This window comes from Sphingobium sp. CR28, from assembly GCF_052327305.1.
GTDB lineage: Bacteria > Pseudomonadota > Alphaproteobacteria > Sphingomonadales > Sphingomonadaceae > Sphingobium.
The window spans coordinates 1,492,839-1,511,790 of the sequence record NZ_CP182486.1 but is presented as its reverse complement, the minus strand read 5'-3'; the positions used below and the strand labels follow the sequence as shown (position 1 = coordinate 1,511,790).

Annotated in this window: 21 protein-coding genes and 1 pseudogene; 6 read left to right on the top strand and 16 right to left on the bottom strand. The window is 65.2% G+C overall.

The genetic code is table 11. From position 1 onward, the window contains the following. Nucleotides 1-31 precede the first annotated feature (31 nt). The 10 genes and pseudogenes from ACNAOH_RS07145 to ACNAOH_RS07100 form a co-directional block, all read right to left on the bottom strand. Nucleotides 32-1,876, bottom strand: a complete 1,845-nt coding sequence (locus ACNAOH_RS07145) for an ABCB family ABC transporter ATP-binding protein/permease (protein WP_443969508.1) — start codon at nt 1,874-1,876, stop codon at nt 32-34. A 126-nt stretch (nt 1,877-2,002) separates the two neighbouring features. Then, nucleotides 2,003-2,301, bottom strand: a pseudogene (locus ACNAOH_RS07140) (GIY-YIG nuclease family protein). 75 nt (nt 2,302-2,376) lie between these two features. Continuing rightward, nucleotides 2,377-3,321 carry a glutaminase gene (locus ACNAOH_RS07135; protein WP_443969507.1) on the bottom strand — a complete coding sequence of 315 codons (945 nt, stop codon included), beginning with the start codon at nt 3,319-3,321 and terminating at the stop codon, nt 2,377-2,379. Nucleotides 3,322-3,325: 4 nt separating this feature from the next. Then, nucleotides 3,326-4,660 carry a dicarboxylate/amino acid:cation symporter gene (locus ACNAOH_RS07130; protein WP_443969506.1) on the bottom strand — a complete coding sequence of 445 codons (1,335 nt, stop codon included), beginning with the start codon at nt 4,658-4,660 and terminating at the stop codon, nt 3,326-3,328. A 182-nt stretch (nt 4,661-4,842) separates the two neighbouring features. Further along, nucleotides 4,843-5,238, bottom strand: coding sequence for a hypothetical protein (locus ACNAOH_RS07125; protein ID WP_443969505.1), 396 nt, complete (start codon nt 5,236-5,238; stop codon nt 4,843-4,845). A gap of 168 nt (nt 5,239-5,406) precedes the next feature. Further along, nucleotides 5,407-6,477 carry a chorismate synthase gene (aroC, locus tag ACNAOH_RS07120; protein ID WP_443969504.1) on the bottom strand — a complete coding sequence of 357 codons (1,071 nt, stop codon included), beginning with the start codon at nt 6,475-6,477 and terminating at the stop codon, nt 5,407-5,409. A 10-nt stretch (nt 6,478-6,487) separates the two neighbouring features. Further along, nucleotides 6,488-6,733: a hypothetical protein gene (locus tag ACNAOH_RS07115; RefSeq protein WP_443969503.1), complete on the bottom strand. Its 246-nt coding sequence runs from the start codon at nt 6,731-6,733 to the stop codon at nt 6,488-6,490. Then, nucleotides 6,733-7,539, bottom strand: coding sequence for an enoyl-ACP reductase FabI (fabI, locus tag ACNAOH_RS07110; protein ID WP_443969502.1), 807 nt, complete (start codon nt 7,537-7,539; stop codon nt 6,733-6,735). The genes ACNAOH_RS07115 and fabI overlap by 1 nt, the downstream gene beginning before the upstream one ends. Continuing rightward, the gene (locus tag ACNAOH_RS07105; RefSeq protein ID WP_443969501.1) at nt 7,536-8,501 is read right to left on the bottom strand and encodes a YihY/virulence factor BrkB family protein; all 966 of its coding nucleotides are present in this window, start codon (nt 8,499-8,501) and stop codon (nt 7,536-7,538) included. Before ACNAOH_RS07105 ends, fabI begins: the two co-directional genes overlap by 4 nt. A 141-nt stretch (nt 8,502-8,642) precedes the next feature. Then, a complete protein-coding gene (locus ACNAOH_RS07100) occupies nt 8,643-9,584 on the bottom strand; it encodes a DnaJ C-terminal domain-containing protein (RefSeq protein ID WP_443969500.1) in 942 nt (313 codons plus the stop codon). A gap of 131 nt (nt 9,585-9,715) precedes the next feature. Between ACNAOH_RS07100 and pdxH the strand changes: the two genes are divergently transcribed. From pdxH to map, 5 genes are all read left to right on the top strand, one after another. After that, on the top strand, nt 9,716-10,333 hold the full coding sequence (pdxH, locus tag ACNAOH_RS07095; protein ID WP_443969499.1) for a pyridoxamine 5'-phosphate oxidase: 618 nt from the start codon (nt 9,716-9,718) through the stop codon (nt 10,331-10,333). Next, nucleotides 10,330-11,304, top strand: coding sequence for a cation diffusion facilitator family transporter (locus ACNAOH_RS07090; protein ID WP_443969498.1), 975 nt, complete (start codon nt 10,330-10,332; stop codon nt 11,302-11,304). Before pdxH ends, ACNAOH_RS07090 begins: the two co-directional genes overlap by 4 nt. Next, nucleotides 11,301-12,098 (top strand): PhzF family phenazine biosynthesis protein, encoded by a 798-nt coding sequence (locus ACNAOH_RS07085; protein WP_443969497.1) that lies wholly within the window; start codon nt 11,301-11,303, stop codon nt 12,096-12,098. The genes ACNAOH_RS07090 and ACNAOH_RS07085 overlap by 4 nt, the downstream gene beginning before the upstream one ends. A gap of 68 nt (nt 12,099-12,166) precedes the next feature. Beyond that, entirely contained in the window at nt 12,167-12,373 is a 207-nt protein-coding gene (locus tag ACNAOH_RS07080; protein ID WP_443969496.1) for a ParD-like family protein, read from the top strand. Between the two features lies 1 nt (nt 12,374). Next, nucleotides 12,375-13,151: a type I methionyl aminopeptidase gene (gene map, locus ACNAOH_RS07075; protein WP_443969495.1), complete on the top strand. Its 777-nt coding sequence runs from the start codon at nt 12,375-12,377 to the stop codon at nt 13,149-13,151. Between the two features lie 140 nt (nt 13,152-13,291). Here the strand turns inward: map and ACNAOH_RS07070 are convergent, their stop codons facing one another. After that, nucleotides 13,292-14,437, bottom strand: coding sequence for a serine hydrolase domain-containing protein (locus tag ACNAOH_RS07070; protein ID WP_443969494.1), 1,146 nt, complete (start codon nt 14,435-14,437; stop codon nt 13,292-13,294). Nucleotides 14,438-14,478: 41 nt separating this feature from the next. Here ACNAOH_RS07070 and ACNAOH_RS07065 point away from each other — a divergent pair, with 41 nt between their 5' ends. Further along, nucleotides 14,479-14,796: a hypothetical protein gene (locus ACNAOH_RS07065; RefSeq protein ID WP_443969493.1), complete on the top strand. Its 318-nt coding sequence runs from the start codon at nt 14,479-14,481 to the stop codon at nt 14,794-14,796. A 16-nt stretch (nt 14,797-14,812) separates the two neighbouring features. Here the strand turns inward: ACNAOH_RS07065 and ACNAOH_RS07060 are convergent, their stop codons facing one another. From ACNAOH_RS07060 to ACNAOH_RS07040, 5 genes are all read right to left on the bottom strand, one after another. Further along, nucleotides 14,813-15,748, bottom strand: coding sequence for a DUF808 domain-containing protein (locus ACNAOH_RS07060; RefSeq protein ID WP_443969492.1), 936 nt, complete (start codon nt 15,746-15,748; stop codon nt 14,813-14,815). Nucleotides 15,749-15,825: 77 nt separating this feature from the next. Beyond that, a complete protein-coding gene (gene ung, locus ACNAOH_RS07055) occupies nt 15,826-16,569 on the bottom strand; it encodes a uracil-DNA glycosylase (protein WP_443969491.1) in 744 nt (247 codons plus the stop codon). Between the two features lie 57 nt (nt 16,570-16,626). After that, nucleotides 16,627-17,016, bottom strand: coding sequence for a flagellar export chaperone FliS (fliS, locus tag ACNAOH_RS07050; protein ID WP_443969490.1), 390 nt, complete (start codon nt 17,014-17,016; stop codon nt 16,627-16,629). A 22-nt stretch (nt 17,017-17,038) separates the two neighbouring features. Continuing rightward, entirely contained in the window at nt 17,039-18,430 is a 1,392-nt protein-coding gene (gene fliD / locus ACNAOH_RS07045; RefSeq protein WP_443969489.1) for a flagellar filament capping protein FliD, read from the bottom strand. 87 nt (nt 18,431-18,517) lie between these two features. Then, nucleotides 18,518-18,940, bottom strand: a complete 423-nt coding sequence (locus ACNAOH_RS07040; protein ID WP_443969488.1) for a hypothetical protein — start codon at nt 18,938-18,940, stop codon at nt 18,518-18,520. Nucleotides 18,941-18,952: the final 12 nt, after the last annotated feature.

Below are 18,952 nucleotides of genomic sequence, written 5' to 3'. Positions count from 1 at the left end.
CTCCTACGCTCCGTGCCCCGCGACGGGCAAGCTATTCCGCTGGTTCGGGTGCGGGCTCGCCGCTCTCCCCGGTCACGGGTTCCGCTTGCCGCTCGGCAGCCTGCCGCATCCACATCTGTGCGTAGAGGCCGCGCTTGGCGAGCAACTCGACATGCGTGCCGCTTTCCGCGATCTCGCCTGCCTCCAGCACGATGATGGTGTCGGCACGGACGATGGTCGAGAGCCGGTGCGCCACGATCAGCGTCGTGCGCCGCGCGGCCACGGCGTCGAGCACATCGAGGATCGCCGCCTCGGTGCGGCTGTCGAGCGCGCTTGTCGCCTCGTCCAGAATGAGGATCGGCGGATCTTTCACCAGCGTCCGCGCAATCGCCACGCGCTGCTTCTCCCCGCCCGAGAGCTTGAGGCCGCGTTCGCCCACCCGCGTATCATAGCCCTGCGGCTGGCCGGCGATGAAGCCGTCGATCGCCGCGCCCTTGGCGGCCGCCTCGATCTCCGCCTGCGTCGCCCCGTCGCGGCCATAGCCGATATTATAGCCGATCGTGTCGTTGAAAAGCACCATGTCCTGCGGAACGATGCCGATGGCCTGTCGCAGCGAGGCCTGCGTCACCTTCGCAATATCCTGCTCGTCGATCAGGATGCGGCCCGATGTCGCATCGTAGAAGCGATACATCAGCCGGGCGATGGTCGATTTGCCCGCGCCGGATGGTCCGACGATCGCCACGGTGTGCCCGGCCGGCACCGTGAAGCTGAGGCCATGCAAAATCTCCCGCTCGGGATCGTAGCTGAAGCGCACATCCTCGAAGCGGATCTCTCCCGCCGTCACGGCCAGCGGCAGCGCGCCGGGCGCATCGACCACTTCGGCCTGGGTGTCGATCAGCTTGAACATCGCTTCCATGTCGATCAGCCCCTGGCGGATCGTCCGATAGACGAAGCCCAGCATGTCGAGCGGGCGGAAGAGTTGTGCGAGCATCGTGTTGACCAGCACCACGTCGCCGGTGGTGAACTTGCCCACGCTCCAGCCCCACACGGTATAAGCCATCGCGCCGCCCATCATCAGGTTGGTGATGACCGACTGGCCGATGTTGAGCCAGGCAAGGCTGTTCTCGCTCTTGAGCGCAGCCTTGGCGTAGGCGCTCATCGCCGCGCCATAGCGGTCGCCTTCGCGCTGCTCCGCGCCGAAATACTTCACGGTCTCGAAGTTTAAGAGACTGTCCACGGCGTGGGCGACAGCATTGGTGTCCATGTCCACCATCTCGCGCCGCAGCTGGTTGCGCCACTCGGTGACGAGGCGGGTGAACCAGATATAGGCGACGACCATCGCCAGCGTGGCGGCGACCATGCCGGGGCCGAACTTGACGAAGAAGATGACGCAGACCGCGACCAGCTCGATGATCGTCGGCGCGATGTTGAAGAGCAGGAAGTAGAGCATCGTGTCGATGCTCTTGGTCCCCCGCTCGACGACTTTGGTGACGCCACCGGTCTTGCGATCGAGGTGGAAGCGCAGTGAGAGGCGGTGGAGATGGCGGAAGACTTCTTCCGAGAGCCTGCGGGTCGCGTCCTGCCCCACGCGCTCGAACACCACATTGCGCAGATTCTCGAACAGCACCGAGCCCAGCCGCGCGGCGGCATAGGCCACGATCAGGGCGATGGCGAGGCCAACCGCCGGCTCCATGCCCGCCGACATCCGGTCGATCGCGCCCTTGTAGGCAAAGGGCATGGCGAGGCCCACGGCCTTGCCGATCAGCACCAGCACCATGGCTATGACCACGCGCCTGCGCATTGCGGGCGCATGGGCCGGCCACAAATAGGGCAGGAAGCGCCGCAGCGTCGCCCATGCGGGCGGGATCGGCGTAGGATCGGGGGATGTCGGCGGCATTATTGCTGGCATGTAAGGGCGGGGCAGGCGATTGCCAATGCGTGGTTGAGAGCAGCTGTCGGGAAGGCGACGTCCCGGATATAAAAGGCCGTCACCCCGGGCTTGACCCGGGGTCCCGCTTCCTTGTCAGACGAGCATTCCGGAGAGATCATTCCAGTCGGGATTGCTGCGCTCGATCAGGTCAAATTTCCAGCTCCGCTGCCAGCGCTTGATGCGCTTCTCGTGCGCGATGCACTCGATTATCGTTTCTCCACGTTCCGCCCACACGAGCCGAACTAGCCCATATCGCGCGCAGAAATCCGAACCCTCGCCGGATCGATGTTGATGGATGCGTGCTGGAAGATGAGCGGTGACGCCAAATACATCGTGCCACGATAACGATCGGCCATGATGTATACCCAGCCTCCGCTTCTTTCGTGTTCCATCTCCATGGCATCAATGAAAGCGGGACCCCGGGTCAAGCCCGGGGTGACGAGGAGGGACGTCCGCTCTCCCCACCCCTACCGCGCCGAAAATACGCTCCAGCCCGTCGCTTCGGAGAGCATTTCCAGCGCCCGCGTGCCCAGCGCGCTGTTGCCGTTTTCGTTGAGGCCGGGCGACCACACCGCGATGCTCGCCACGCCGGGCACGACCGCCAATATGCCGCCGCCCACGCCGGATTTGCCGGGGATGCCGACCCGGAAGGCGAAGTCGCCGCTCGCATCATAATGGCCGCAGGTGAGCATCAGCGCGTTGATGCGCCGCGCCCGCCGTGCGTTCACCACGCGGCCGCTGCCCGGCAGCATGCCATCCAGCATCAGATAGCGCCCGGCCATGGCGAGCTGCTGGCAGCTCATCGCCAGCGCGCATTGGTGGAAATAGCAGCCCAGCACCAGATCGGCGGGGTGATGCAGATTGCCGAAGGCGCGCATATAATTGGCTAGGGCGATGTTGCGGAAGCCCGTCTCCGCCTCACCCCGCGCGATATCCTCCTCGATGACGATGCTCTCATCGCCCGCCAGATAATGCACGAAGCGCAGCATCTCGCCGATCGCCTCGCGCGGCATGTGGCCCGCCAGGTTCACGTCCGCCACCACGATTGCCCCGGCATTGATGAAGGGGTTACGCGGGATGCCGTGCTCGGCCTCCAGTTGCATGATGGAATTGAACGGATTGCCGGATGGCTCGCGGCCCACGCGCCGCCAGAGCTGGTCGCCCACCTTGCCCAGCGCGAGAGTGAGGGCGAACACCTTGGAGATCGACTGAATGGAAAAGGGCTCCAGCGCATCGCCGCCCAGATGCACGGTGCCGTCCGCCATGACGATCGCGATGCCGAACTTGTTTACCGGCACGCACGCGAGCCCCGGAATATAGGAGGCCACTTTTCCGCGATGAGTCTCCTGCGCCATCGTCGCGACGATATTCTCGACAATGGCCGAAAGATCGGAACTTGCGGGCGCGGACATGCGCTCAGTCCTTCCCGCGCGCGTCCGTCACCATATCCTCGGCAAGGTCGAGCCCGCCCTTGCCGCCGGCCACGGTGTGCGCCGGCGCATGAGGGATGGGCACCTCCTCGGCTTCCTCCACTTCCAGCATGCCTTCCCATTTGGTGACGACGGACGTGGCGATGGCATTGCCGATCACGTTGGTCATTGTGCGGCCCATGTCCATGAAATGATCGACCGCGAGGATGAACGCGACGCCCTCCACCGGCAGGCCGAACTGCTGGAGCGTCGCCGCGACGACGACGAGGCTCGCGCGCGGCACGGCGGCAATGCCCTTGGACGTGACCATCAGCACAAGGAGAATGGTGATCTGCGTGCCGATCGAAAGATCGATGCCATAGGCCTGCGCAATGAAGAGCGTCGCGAAGGCGGCATACATCATCGATCCATCGAGGTTGAAGCTGTAGCCCAGCGGCAGCACGAAGGATGAGATGCGGCGCGGCACGCCGAAGCGGTCGAGCTGCTCGAGGAGCTTGGGATAGACCGCTTCGGAGGATGCGGTCGAGAAGGCGATCAGCATTGGTCCGCGTATCTGGACGAGCAGGCGGAGGAGGCGTGGCCCCAGGAACAGGAAGCCGAAGAGCGCGAGCACGACCCAGAGCGTGAAGAGCGCGAGATAGAACTCACCCACCAGCTTGCCGAAGGTCACCAGCACGCCGAGCCCTTCCTTGGCGATGACGGCGGCGATCGCGCCGAACACCGCGACCGGCGCGAAGCGCATCACATAGCCGGTCACCTGCAGCATCAGCTCGACGAGGGATTCGATCAGTTCGACGATCGGTTTGCCCTTATCGCCGATCGCAGTGAGCGCCACGCCCACGAAAAGCGAGAAGACGACGATCTGGAGGACGCTGTTCTCCGCCATCGCTCCGACCATGGAGGTGGGGAAGACGTGCAGCACGAAGTCGCGGAAGTTGAGCGCGGCGGTATCGACCCCGGCATCGGCCCCGTTCCGCACCAGACCCAGCCCAACGCCGGGCTGGAGCAGATTGACGTAAATCATGCCGATCGAGAGCGAAATGAGGCTGGCGAGGATGAACCATGCAAGCGCTCGCCCGCCGATACGCCCCAGCGTTGCCGTGTCGCGCATATGGGCGATGCCCGCGACCAGCGTCGCGAAGACCAGCGGCGCGATGATCATCTTGATGAGATGGAGGAAGATGTCGGCGAGGAGGTGGAAGTAGCCGGCGATCCGCTCGGCCGATGCCGTGTCCGCACCCGTGGCGCTATGAGCGACGACGCCGGCAATAAGCCCCAGGACCATTCCGATCCCGATGCGCCCGGTTAAACTGTTGATCACGCGCGCTCCGATATCCGCCTGTCTTATGGCCTTGCGTAACAGGCGCGTGCAGCGCGCGCAAACCGGGCGAGATCGACAGAAGCGCGAATATAAAGTCGGGGGCCGCGCTCGGGGGGGAGTGAGCGCGACCCCCTTGGGGTTTGCGGCGGAAAGGGGGGAAGCCGCAAAGGCGTTAGGTCAGATTAGCGCTGTTCAGCGCGATCATTCTTTTTCTGGGCGCCGGTCCGGTGCTGGTCGTGGTCCGCGCCGGTCGCGCCATCCATAGTTGATGGCGGCGCGGGGATTCCCGCCCCAGCAGTCGGGTCAGCCGGATTGGACGGCGGCATCGTGGAGGGATCGGTGGGCCCCGGCGTCGGTACCGTTGGGCCGGGCGTGCCTGGCACAGGGCTTCCCGGTGTGCCCGGCACAGTGCTGCCCGGTGCGCCTGGAGTCGTGCTTCCCGGCGTTCCAGGAACCGTGCTGTCCGGAGCGCCTGGCGCCGTGGTCGTGCTCGGGTCGCTGCCCGGCGTCATCTGCGCGAACCCGGCGGTTGCGCTGAGCAGCAGTCCGATAGCGGCGAGCGGTGCTAGAATCTTCATCTCATCTCTCCAATAGTGCGACCGTTTTTTCAGTTGCTGATAAGGAGATGGGGCGCGGATGCGCGGGGACAATGATGCGCGTTGGCGCCTGCCGCAGCTCAGGCTCCGGGCAGGTCCAGACCGTGGTTATAGCGCGACAGGCGGCGCGCTATAACGGCTTTCGACGTTTTAGCCGCACTGCGCCCGGTTGAGGAGGAACTGGTCGGCGAGGACGAAGGCCATCATCGCCTCGACCACGGGCACGCCGCGAATGCCCACGCACGGATCATGGCGTCCCTTGGTGAACATCTCGGTCGCCTCGCCCTCGCGGGTGATCGTTTCTTGCGGCGTCAGAATGGAGCTTGTCGGCTTGAATGCGACGCGCACCAGCACGGGCTGGCCGGTCGAAATGCCGCCTGCAATACCCCCGGCATGATTGGCGAGGAACACTGGATGGCCGTCCTCTCCCGGACGCATCGGGTCGGCATTTTCCTCGCCGGAGAGGCGCGCAGCAGCGAAACCGTCGCCGATCTCCACGCCCTTCACGGCATTGATGCTCATCATCGCGCTGGCAAGCTCGCTGTCGAGCTTGGCATAGAGCGGCGCGCCCCAGCCGGCGGGAACGCCGCTCGCGATGCATTCCACGACCGCACCCAGCGAGGAGCCAGCCTTGCGCGCGGCATCGACCTTCTGTTCCCAGCGCGCGGCAGCGGCGGCATCCGGGCAGAAGAAGGCGTTGCGGCCGATTTCTGTGGCGTCGAAGTTTGCCGGGTCGATCGCGTCGCCCCCGATCTCGCTGACATAACCGATGATCTGGACCTGCGGGATCACCAGCCGCGCCACCGCGCCTGCCGCCACGCGGCTCGCGGTCTCACGCGCGGAGGAGCGCCCGCCACCGCGATAATCGCGAAAGCCATATTTGGCGTCATAGGCATAGTCGGCATGGCCGGGGCGATAGGCGAGGGCGACTTCCGAATAATCCTTGGAGCGCTGGTCGACATTCTCGATCATGAGAGCGATCGGCGTGCCGGTGGTCTTGCCCTCGAACACGCCAGAGAGGATGCGGACCTGATCGGGCTCCTGCCGCTGCGTGGTGAAGCGCGACTGGCCGGGGCGGCGTGCGTCGAGGAACGGCTGAATGCTCGCCTCGCTGATCGCAAGGCCGGGCGGGCAGCCGTCCACCACCGCGCCGATGGCCGGGCCATGGCTCTCGCCCCATGTGGTGAAGCGCAGGACGCGGCCAAAACTATTGTAGCTCATTGTCCCGGTCTCACTCGTCCAGGCCGAAGTAGCGGCGTCTTGCGGCGTCTTCGGCAGCCTTGTTGGGGCGCAGGCGCGCATCCAGCAGCCACATCGCCACCACGCCGATCACCATCACGGCGTAGAAGGCGACCATATTGTCCACTGCCGCGCCGATGCCCACCGCGAGCGCCGCCAGCACCAGCGCGAAACCCAGCGAGCGGAGCAGCGGGATGGCGATGCCGATGCGGAAATCGTCGGGGCGGCGGCTGACCATCAGGTCGCGAGCGCGATGTCTGGCGCGTCCTCGGCCTTCATGCCGATCACATTGTAACCCGCGTCGACATGGTGGATTTCACCGGTGACGCCGGAAGCGAGATCGGAGAGCAGATAGAGCGCCGAGCCGCCGACATCGTCGATGGTGACGGTGCGCTTCATCGGCGCGTTCAGCTCGTTCCACTTCAGGATATAGTTGAAGTCGCCAATGCCGCGCGCGGCGAGCGTCTGGATTGGCCCCGCTGAAATACCGTTGATGCGGATATTCTCCGCGCCCAGGTCCACCGCGAGATATTTGACGCTGGTCTCCAGCGCTGCCTTGGCCACGCCCATCACATTATAATGGGGGATCACCTTCTCCGCGCCATAATAGGTCAGCGTCACGATCGATCCGCCGTTCGGCATCATTTCGCGCGCGCGCTTGGCGACCGCGACGAGACTGTAGGCGCTGATGTTCATCGTCATCAGGAAGTTGTCGAGCGTGGTGTCGTAATATTTCCCGCGCAGCTGGCTCTTGTCGGAGAAGCCGATTGCGTGGACGACGAAATCGATTGTCGGCCAGCGGCTTTTCAGTGCGTCGAATGCCGTATCGAGCGCATCCATGTCCGCCACATCGCAATCGATGAGCAGGTCGGAGCCCAGCTCTTCCGCCAGAGGCTGCACGCGCTTGAGGATTGCTTCTCCCTGATAGGAAAAGGCGAGTTCGGCGCCTTGCGCGCGCAGTGCCTTGGCGATGCCCCAGGCGAGGCTCTTGTCGTTGGCGAGCCCCATGATCAGGCCCCGCTTGCCGGCCATCAAGCCGTTCATTCCGTCTTCCCTTCGTCCGTGGCGGCATCGTTACGCTCGGGAAAATCTGCGAGCGCCGCGTTGACTTCGGCGCCAATTACCACGCCGAGCCCGATGATGAAGAAAAAAATGAGCGCGATCATCGTGCCCGCCAGACTTCCGTAAGTGAGGCTGTAATTTGTCAGGTGGCCGATGAAAACGGGCAGCAGCAGCGTGGTCCCATACCACCAGAGCGTCGTCGTCAGCGCGCCCGGCCATTTGGGAAAGCGGCGCCCGCGATAGCGCGAAGGGGTGAGGGCGGAGAACAGGAAGAGCAGCGCGACGTAGAGTATGGCTGTGGGCAACAGCTTGGTCGCGGAGATGATGCCGATCGCATCGTCGGCAAAGGGGAGGAAGCGTTCGGCCAGCGCCTGCACGGTGGTGAGCATCACTTGCATCGAGAGCGCGAACATTGCGCCGAAAACGGACGCGACGATGATTCCGATCGAGGAAAGGCGATGGCGCCAGAAGGGCGTGCCTGAGCTGGTGCCATAAGCGCGGCGCAATATGTCGCGGATCGTCTCGATAAGGCTTCCGACTGTCCATAGCCCTACGATCGCGCCGATCCACAGCAGATTGCCCGCGCGGGCGTTCAGCACTTCGCGCATTGCCGGGCGCAGCACTTCGCCCACACCATGCGGCACAGTGAGGAGGAAGCCATTGAGCGCGGCCAGCCCGTCCTGCGTGCGGCCAAACATCTGGGCGATCGCCGCCGCGACGATGAAGAAGGGGAAGAGCGCGACCAGCGTCAGATAGGCAAGATTGCCCGCGTGGATGAACCCATCATTATAGACGCCGATCGCGACCCTCTTCACTATTGCCAGCGCGCGCCGGCGCAAGGGCTGGCGATCGAGCGGCGCGTCGAGTTCGGTGGCTTCGTCCCCCTGCGGGGCGTGTCGGCGATGGCGCCGGGCTTCGGGGGATTGCGGCGATCGTCCGAGCATGGCGAGTGAACGCTAGGCGGTGCGGATATATCCCGCATGAGCCGTTGTGGCGCGATGCGGGATGAATGGCGAGAACGCTACCAGCACGCCGTGCGCGGATGAAACGCGGAGCATGTGCCGTATGGGATGCATCCGCACCGCCTAGACGCCGAGTTGGCTGCGTATGTCGCGCGGATCGCTCCAGTCCTGGACAAACGCCTTGAGCGCGGCATCGTCGCCGGGCACGTCGATCATCAGCGTCACCAGCTGGTCGCCGCGGGTGCCGTCCTTGCGCGTGAAGCCCTTGCCTTTGAGACGCAGCGTCTGGCCCGATCGTGCGCCCGCCGGCACGCCCAGCATCACGGGTCCGTCGACAGTCGGCACCTTCACCTTGCCGCCGTTCACGGCTTCATTGAGCGTCACCGGCAGGTCCAGCCGCACATTGTCGCCGTCTCGCGTGTAGAAGGGATGCGGCTTCACTTCGATGGTAACGATCGCATCGCCCGCCCCGCCGGGGCCAGGCTGGCCCTTGCCTGGCAGGCGCATTTGCGTGCCGCTCTCCACACCTGCCGGCAGTTTGAGATCGATGGTCTTGCCATCGGCAAGCGTTATGCGCTGCGGCGCGCGTGTCGCTGCATCCACGAAATCGACCGCCAGCCGATAGGTGATGCTCGCGCCCTTTTCCGGCGGAGCGGCTCGTCCGCCGCCAAATCCTCCGAAGCCACCGCCGCCCCGGCCACGACCGCCGCTGAAGAGATTCTCGAAGATGTCGCCAAAGTCGGCGCCTTCTCCACCGAACTCGAAGCCGCCCGGCGCAGCGCGTCCGCTGCGATTATAAGTGCCGCCGCCCGGTCCGCCGCCAAAGCCGAACGGATGCGTGGGGTTGCCGTCCGCGTCGATCTCGCCCCGGTCGAACTGCGCGCGCTTGTCCTTGTCGGAAAGCAGATCGTAGGCACGCGTCACTTCGGAGAATTTCTCCGCCGCCTTGGGGTTGTCCTTGTTACGATCGGGATGCAGCGCCTTGGCGAGCTTGCGATAGGCGGACTTTATCGCCGCCTCGTCGGCCCCGCGCGCAACACCAAGCAAAGAATAGGGATCTGCCACGCCTGGATATTCACCTTTCCTGCGGCCTCCGCGCCGCGCTCCCCATCTGGCCTGTCCGGGCGATCCGCGCAAGGGGTATGTGATATTTTTGCAACATCGCTTTGCCGGACCTGTCGACCTAGAACGCGCGGATGACCGACACTCCCCATTCCGCCAACGCGTCCACGCTGACCGACGACCCTTTCGCCCTGTTCGATCGCTGGTTTGCAGAGGCGCGCGCCAGCGAGCCCAATGATTCGAATGCAATGGCGCTCGCCACGGCGGATGCGCAGGGGCGGCCGTCGGTTCGCATGGTTCTGCTGAAGGGACACGGGCCGGACGGGTTCATCTTCTACACCAATTTCGAGGGTCGCAAGGCCAGCGAGATTCTCGCCAACCCCCATGTCGCGCTGCTCTTTCACTGGAAGTCCCTGCGCCGGCAGATCCGGATCGAAGGCGCCGTGGCGCAGGTCGATGATGCGACCGCCGATGCCTATTTCGCCAGCCGCTCGCGCGATTCCCAGCTTGGCGCCTGGGCGTCCGATCAGTCTCGCCCGCTCGACCGGCGCGAAACCTTCCTGGATCGGTTCGATGCCGTGCAGGCGCGGTTCGAGGGGAGGCAAGTGCCGCGTCCGCCGCACTGGTCCGGTTTCCGCGTCACGCCTGAGCGCATCGAGTTCTGGTCCGATCGCGCGCATCGCCTGCACGAGCGCACAGTCTATATGGCCGATGGCGCCGGGGGGTGGCGCGCCAATATGCTCTTCCCATGAGCGCCCCTCAAGAAAGGGGCGCGCTCACCGCGCAGACCTCCGCCACGCTGCGCCGCCGGGCCGCGCTCGCCAGTGTTTGCGCCGCGATCATCCTGGGCGCCGCCAAGAGCTATGCCGCCTGGACCACGCATTCGATCGCGATGCTCGGCTCGCTGGCGGATACCACGCTGGATCTCGTCGCCAGTCTGGTGACGCTGTTCGCGGTGCGCATCGCGGCGCAACCGGCGGACTACGAGCATCGCTTCGGCCACGGCAAGGCGGAGGCGCTGGCTGCCCTGTTCCAGATGGTGCTCGTCACCATCGCTGCCGGGGCAATCATCTTTCGCTCGGTCGAGCGGCTGGGAGGCGGCGCAGCGCCAGCGGCGTTCGAGGATGGCGTCGTGGTCTCGGTCTTCGCTATCGTGCTGACAATCGCGTTGGTGCGCTATCAAATGCATGTCGTGCGCGCGACCGGATCGATCGCCATTCATGCCGATAATCTCCATTATCGCAGCGACCTTGCGCTCAACGGCGCCGTGATCGCCGCGCTGGTGCTGGATGGCTGGGCAGGCCTTCACGGCGCGGATGCGCTCTTCGGTATCCTCATTGGCCTCTGGCTCGGCTGGACGGCGTTGCGGGCCTCCATGCAGGCGATCGACCAGCTCATGGACAAGGAGTGGCCGATCGAGAAACGCGAGCGCTTGCTCACGCTTGCCGCGCGCCATCCCATGCTGGCGGGCATTCACGATCTGCGCACGCGCACCAGCGGCACGCGGGATTTCGTGCAGTTCCATCTCTGGATGGAGCCGGAGCTGACCCTGGCCCGCGTCCATGCGATCATGGAGGAGATCGAGGCCATGCTCCGCGCCGAATTCCCGCATACCGATTTCCTCATTCATCCGGATCCCGTCGGCCATATCGATGGCACCAGCCCGCTCGTCGCTCAGGATGCGCGCGATGTCGTGGCGGAAGAGAAGGCAGCCAATCCATGACCACCACACTCCCTTTCACGCAGGTCGATGCCTTTGCCCACGCGCCCTTCACCGGCAATCCCGCCGCCGTGATCCCGCTCGAGCACTGGCTCAACGATGCGACGCTGCAGGGCATCGCGCAGGAGAATAATCTCGCGGAGACGGCGTTCACCGTGCCCATGCCGCATGGCGCGGGCGCCGATTATGAGCTGCGCTGGTTCACCCCCACAGTGGAAGTCGCGCTTTGCGGCCATGCCACGCTGGCGAGCGGCCATGTGCTGCTGCGCGATGGGCTGGAGCGCATCCGCTTCCGCACCCGCCGCGCGGGCGATCTTGCCGTGTGGCGCACGGAGCAGGGCTATGCGCTCGATCTGCCGGCCTGGCGGATGGAGCCGGCCGAGCGCCCCGATGTCGCCGCGCTGCTGGGGTCGGAGACTCCGCGCGAGACCTATTGGCGCGATGGCGGTTATCTTCTCCTCGTTTATGCCGACGAGGCGAGCATCCATGCCCTGCGGCCGGATTTTCCCGCGCTTGCCCGTCATGGCGATGTTCTCACCATCGCTACCGCTCCTGGCCGGAAGACCGATGTGGTGAGCCGCGTCTTCGCGCCCGGCGCGGGGATCGACGAGGACCCCGTCACTGGCTCAGCTCATTGCCTGCTCACGCCTTACTGGGCGGATCGCCTCGGCCGTCCGCGCTTCACGGCCTGGCAGGCGAGCCCGCGCGGCGGCCATGTCGGCTGCCTGCTGGAGGGCGACCGCGCGATCCTTTCCGGCCAATGCCGCACGGTGATCAAGGGGCAGTATTTGCTATAAAGAGGGCATCGATTGACCGTCTAATATACAAAGCATATACGTTTCGTATATTTGACGGAGAACTGCCGATGGGCATCGTTAAAATCGATGAAGGGCTGCACGAGGAAGTTCGCAGGGCCAGCACGGTGATGTGCCGGTCGATCAACGCGCAGGCCGAGTTCTGGATGAAGATCGGCATGCTGGCCGAAGCCAATCCCGCGCTCACCTTCACCGAGATCGTGAAGAGAGAGCTTGCCGCCGCACCCGTGCCCCTCGTGGATACGGCGGCCGCCTGAGATGGTGAAAACTCCGGACGAACTGGCGCTCATGCGCATATCCGGCCGGCTGCTCGCGTCCGTCTTCGAGATGCTGGATGACGTGGCCCTCGCCGGCATGTCCACCATGGAGGTCAACGATCTGGTCGATCGCTTCATCACTGTGGACCTTGCCGCGCGCCCTGCGAGCAAGGGGCAGTATGGCTTTCAATACGTGCTCAATTGCTCGATCAATCATGTCGTCTGCCATGGCGTGCCCGACCCGAAGGAGATCATTCGCGAAGGGGACATCATCAATCTCGACATCACGCTCGAGAAAAGCGGCTTCATAGCCGATTCCAGCAAGACCTATCTTGTCGGCGATCCGCCTCCCGCCGCGCGACGCTTGGTGCGGGTCACGCGAGAGGCAATGTGGCGGGGCATCGCCAAGGTGCGGCCCGGCGCGCATCTGGGCGATATCGGCTTCGCAATCGAGAGCCACGCTAAGAAGAATGGCTACTCGGTGGTCCGGGATTATTGCGGCCACGGCATTGGTCGCGAGATGCACGAGGAACCGCAGGTGCTTCATTTTGGTCGGCCGGGTGCGGGTCTGAAGCTGCGCGAAGGCATGGTCTTCACGATCGAGCCAATGCTCAATCAGGGGAGCCGTCAGGTTTCGACGCAGGACGATGGCTGGACTGTCGTGACCCGCGATGGGAAACTCTCCGCCCAGTTCGAACATACCGTGGCCGTCACTTCAGCAGGGGTCGAGGTGCTCACCTTGCGTCAGGACGAGACGCCACCGCGCCGCGCGGCCTGATCCCCCTGTCCTACAGCCGCCGTCCCGATGCATGGCGGATGCGGTGAGAACCGTGAGGGCGGAGCAGCCAAGTGCGCGATTTTTTTGTTCCAAGAGGTGTAACCTTTAGAACCTTTCGCCGCGCTGTCGTGGCGCGGGGATCAGCTCGGGAAGCGCTGGACCAGCTTCGCCAGCGCGCTTTTCAGCGCCGGCATCTCCTCGTCGCGGGTCACGCCCAGCCGCACGATGACGAGGTTCTGGATAGGCGAGACGATGATATATTGCCCGCCAAAGCCCGCCGCCGCGTAAATGCGGGAGGAGGCCTCACCGGGGAACAGCGGCGATCCCTCGCCCGGCCGGTTGAGCCACAGCTGCCCGCCATAGGCGGCGTTGGTGGGGGAAGGCGCGGTCATGAAGCGCATCCAGCTTGTCGCGACGAGCTGGCGCCCGCCCGCTACGCCGCCGCGGCGCAGAAACTCGCCCAGCCGTGCATAGTCCCGCGCGGTCATGTGCATCATCGCCGCGCCCTGCAGCGTGCCCTGTGCGTCGAACTCGGGGACGAAGCTCTTGAGGCCGACCGGGTCGGTGAAGCGGGTGCGCATGAAGTTGGTCATCGCGTCGCGCCGTACTTGCGGATCGCGGCTCGCCGTCAGCTGCTCGGTAACGATCTCCGCAAGCAGCAGGGAGGTCGCGCTCGAATAGAGGAAGGCGCTGCCCGGCGGATCGGCCAGCGGCTTGGCAGCGGCATAGGCCGCCTGATCCTGCGCGCCGTCGCCCACCAGCATCCGCAGCGCGTCGGACTGCTCGATGGGATCGCCCTTCTCGACATGATGGAGGCCGGTGCGCATCTGCATCATCTGCCGCAGGGTGATCGCCGCGCGCGGATCGCCACGCTGGCTCCAGGCGGCGAGGGGCGCCGGCTCGTCGAGCGCCATGCGCCCGTCCGAGACCATGATGCCCACGAGAAGCCCGGTCACCGTCTTGGCCATGGACCAGCTCAGATGCCGCGTCTCAGGGCCGTAGCCCGGCGCATAGCGCTCCGCGATGATCTTGCCCGCCCGCATGATGACGAGGGCGCGCGTCTCACCGAGCGGCGCGTCGCTGTCTTGCGCAAACAGCGCGTCGATCGCCGGTGCGATGGCCTCGGACGGCACCTGCGCATCGCCGGTGATGCTCACAATGCCCGCTTGCTCTGCCGGTGCGGCGGCAAATATGGCGATGCCGGGCACGGCCGCGAGCGCCGCCGCGACAACGCCCCAGCGTCTTTTAAGGCCCCTTGGCCAAAGCCTTTTGATCTTGCCCCCCATGCGCAGTATCAGTCCGGCCGATGCAGGGGGTTGGGACAACTATGGGGCGCAGTTTGCGCTGGGCCGCGCTCGTGCTGGCAGTGGTCGGCGCGCTGTACTGCGCCTGGCACTGGTCGGCCTGGCGCTATCGCGCGGGCATGGCGGCGGGCTTCGGCGCGCGCATTGCCTGTTCGTGCCGCTATATCGAGGGGCGCGATCTCAAGAGTTGCAAGGCCGACTTCAGGGGTCTGGAAGGCATGTGGATGGTGCGCTTGTCCGACGATGGGGACGAACGCGCCGTCCATGCTTCGGTGCCGTTGCTGGCCGCGCGCAAGGCGAGCTATCGCCCCGGCTTCGGCTGCATGTCGGACGCCTTTTAGTCCTAGGCGCGACATCTCACGCCGTCTTCTTGCGGGGCAGCGCGTGAATCACCGCGACCACGATCGCGCCCACGATCAGCCCGAACACGCCGGAGAGGGCCGCGCTGACGATCCAGCTGACCGCGCCCTGCAGCACCGGCACGGCATGGCCCACGACCTCGCCGGCATGGTGGATGATGTGGGCTGGCGCGGAGAGGCCAAACTGCTCCAGCCCGTGCAATATGATCCCGCCGCCTACCCAGAGCATCGCTGCCATGCCGATGGTCGAGAGCGCAGCGAGAACGCGCGGCATCATCCGCACCAGCGACCGGCCGAACCCGGCCACTGCGCCGGAGCTTCCTTTGGCGAGATGCAGGCCGATGTCGTCCATCTTCACGATGAGCGCCACTACCCCATAGACTCCGGCCGTGACGAGCAGGCTGACGACGATGAGCGCGCCGGCCTGATTGAGGATCGGCGTCGCGGCGACGTCCGCGAGGGAGATTGCCATGATCTCCCCCGAGAGGATGAGATCGGTGCGGATCGCCCCGTTGATCTTCTCGGCTTCCAGATGAGCAGGGTCGCCGGTCATCTCTTCCTCGGTTCCATCCCCTTTGTGGAAGAGCGTCTCGATCAGTTTTTCCGCGCCTTCGAAGCAGAGGAATGTGCCGCCCAGCATCAGCAGCGGCGTGATTGCCCAGGGCAGGAAGGCGGACAGCAGGAGCGCGCCGGGCAGCAGGATGAGCAGCTTGTTGCGCAGGGAGCCGAGCGCGATTCGCCAGATGATCGGCAGTTCGCGGTCCGCCGTGAACCCAGTCACATAGGCTGGTGTGACGGCGGTATCGTCGATCACCACGCCGGCGGCCTTGGCACTGGCCTTGCCTGCGCTTGCGGTCACATCATCGAGCGAGGCGGCGGCGACTTTGGCGATGGCTGCGACATCATCGAGCAGAGCAGCAAGGCCGGACGACATGAACGTTTGTTTCCCCGAGGAAAGATTGTTGCCCGCCTTCTGCCGACTTTCGGCGGCGCGGGGAAGGGCGCGCGCGCTTATGCTTCAATTTGTGCGGGGAGGCTCCAGTCAATCTCGCCGCGGCCCGCATTGCGCAGGAAATTGTTCGCCTGTGAGAAATGCCGGCAGCCCAGAAAGCCGTTATGCGCCGAGAGGGGGGAGGGATGCGCGGCCTTCAGCACCAGATGCCTCCCGCCTTTTGATATGTCCTCGATGAAGGCACCCTTGCGTTGCGCATAAGCACCCCAGAGCAGAAAGGCGACCGGCGCTTCCTGCCGCGCGACGGCGGTGATGACGGCATCGGTGAAGCGCTCCCATCCGCGCCCCTGATGGGAGGCGGCGCGCGCCATCTCCACGGTCAGCACGCTGTTGAGCAGCAGTACGCCCTGCTTTGCCCAGCTTTCCAGGAAGCCATGGCGGGGAATGGTAAGGCCGAGGTCGCTCTGCAGTTCTTTGTAGATGTTGCCGAGGCTCGGGGGTGGCCGCACGCCGGGTGGCACGCTAAAGCACAGGCCATGCGCCTGCCCCGGCCCATGATACGGGTCTTGCCCCAGAATCACGACCCGCACGCTTTCCAGCGGAGTCAGGGCGAGCGCGGCAAACCAGTTCTCCCCGCGCGGAAAGATGCGCTTGCCGCTCTGCTTCTCCTCCATGAGGAAGCGCTTGAGCGATGCCATATAGGGGGCGCCGAACTCACCGGAGAGCGCGGCGCGCCAGCCTTCGCCAAGCCCGGCTGGCATGGAAACGGCGGTATCGATCGTCGTCGGCGGTGTAGGGTCCATCACGCCCGGCTAGCGCGGATCGTCTGCCCCCGCCAGCCTGCAAATCAACGTATCTGTCTAGGCGATCTGGTCCCAGGCGCTGGCAATGTCCGCGATGAAGGCGCGGGCGCTTTCCATCGGCGCGGCGTCTTTCTCGCCAATGGCGCGAATCATGCGGCGGCGCGATTCGCGATAGATGGTGGCGAGGCTAAGGGCGATCTCGCCGCCCTTCTCGAAGTCAAGGCTGGATTCGAGCGCGTGAAGAATGGTGAGCGCGCGCGTCTGCCGCTCGGTCGCTTTCGCCATGTCCCCGCCCTTGAGCGCGAGGGTGGCGCTGTCCATGGCGCGCAGCAGCTCCTCGAAGAGGATGCGCACGAGCTGGTGAGGGGTGGCCCCTTCCACGCGGCTGCTGGTGTCGATCGCTGCATAGCGCCGGGCGGCGCTGGCATAGCCCTGGCTCGAAAACATCGGTCTGCGTCCCCTTGTTCGTTTATCTGTTGTCGCTGCTCCACACCTTGATCTGCTGCTCCATGTAGGACCGCACGCTCTGGAGCTGCGTCAGTCGCGCCTGCATGGCGGAGTAGGTCTTGGTGAGCTGCGCTTCATAGCTCTCCATGCTCGTGTCGAGCGCTTCGAGCTGCTTCTTCAGGCTGGCCTTGAGCTTGTCGTAGCTTGCCGCCGATGCCGCGAGCGGGCCGTCCGTGCCGTTCAGATAGTCGGTCACGGATTTGAGCGCGCCCGCGATACCGGGATTGTCTGCGTCCGCCACGGTCGGGTTCAGCATCGCGGTCACTGCTGCCGGGTCGGCTGCGATTGCCTTGTCGAGCACCGTCGTATTGAGCGTGAGCGTGCCGTCGCGGTTCGTGGTCACGCCGATGTCGCTGAGCGTACGGAAGGCACCCGATTCGGCCAGCGGCGTGCTGGTGAGGGCGGCCAGGCGGCGGGACATGTCGCGCACGCCCGGATCGGAGGAGAGTGCGCCGCCGCCCACGCCGTTGGTCCCGGTGGCGGTGGCGCTGTTCAGTGCTTTCTTCAGCTCGTTATAGGCCGAGACAAATTCCTGCACGAGATCGCGCATGGTTGTTGTCGGCTGCGTCGTCGCCAGCGTCACGATGGTGCCGGGCGCCGCACGATTGAGGTCGATGCGCAGATTGGGGATCGCGCCGGTCACCGTGTTCGAGGCGAACTGCATGTCGACATTGTCGATGCGAATCAGCGCATCCTGTGCCGTCTGGCTGCGCGTCATTGGCCCGGACGTTCCGTCGAAGGCGAAGCGTGCGAGGTCCGCGTCGGCGTCCGCCCCGGCGGTGATCGTGAAGGCGCTGTCCTGGCCGCTTGCGCCCTTGAGCACGAGCCGGGCGCCGTTCTTGTCCGAGACGACCGTGGCAGTGACGCCCGCATTGACACCGTTAATCGCGCTGGCGAGGTCGGCCAGCGTGTTGGCCGGGCTGGTGAGCGTCACGTCGACGCTGGTCGACCCGGTGGTGATGGTGAGCGTGCCGGTTCCCGCCGTTGCGGCGGAGTCGGTCAGGGCGGCAGACTGCAGCACCTGCGCGCTCGCCAGCTGGAGGATCTCGATCTGCGCGGGCAGACCCTTGGGCGTGCCACCGGGAATGGTTGCGACTGTGGCAATAGTCGCGTCGCTGGAGGCTGCTTGCCCGGAATAAGCGCTGGATTTGAGCAAGTCGGTGAGCGCGGTTGAGAAGGTCGAAAGCGAGCTTTTGGCCGAGGCCAGTGCCGAGATGCGCGCCTCGTTGGTGGAGACGCGGTCGCTGATGGCGTTCTGCTTGGGCGCACGGGCGGCAGAGACCAGGCTGGCGACCAGCTCGGTGGTGTTGATGCCGGTGCCCATGCCCAGCGCGCTTGCTATATCGACGGCCATTCTGGCGTTCCCCTTCGAGGGGTTAGAACGGCTGGCGGTCGTCGGCTTTTAGCGAAATCCGGAATGCGAGTTCATTTTTTGCCGCTGTCAGGCGACGAGGGCGTCGATCGTGCTGGCCGCGATACGGGCCTGCGCCGCATGGGTGCGGACGGCCTGCTGAGCGAGCGACTGCGCGACCTGCGCGACAAATGCGACCATGTCGGGATCCGTGGGTGGCATGGGCAGCACGACGACGGGCGTCGGCATGAGGTCGAGCATGGCGCGCTCGGCATTGCCAAGATCGTCATTGGAAGGCGCCGGCTGCCGATCCTGCACGGCCTTCAGCGCCTGTGCGATGTCGGCCTGGATGCGAGCATAGTTCGCCGTCGCGGTAGGCCGTTCGGGCGCCGCACTTGAGCCTGCATTGTCGCCCGACCCGGCTGCTGCCGCTGCAGGCACGGCGTTCACGCTGCGCGCCTGCACTTTCGCTACCGGGGCAACTGACTCAGTCCGGGTTACAGGTTGGTTCATGGCACACCACCA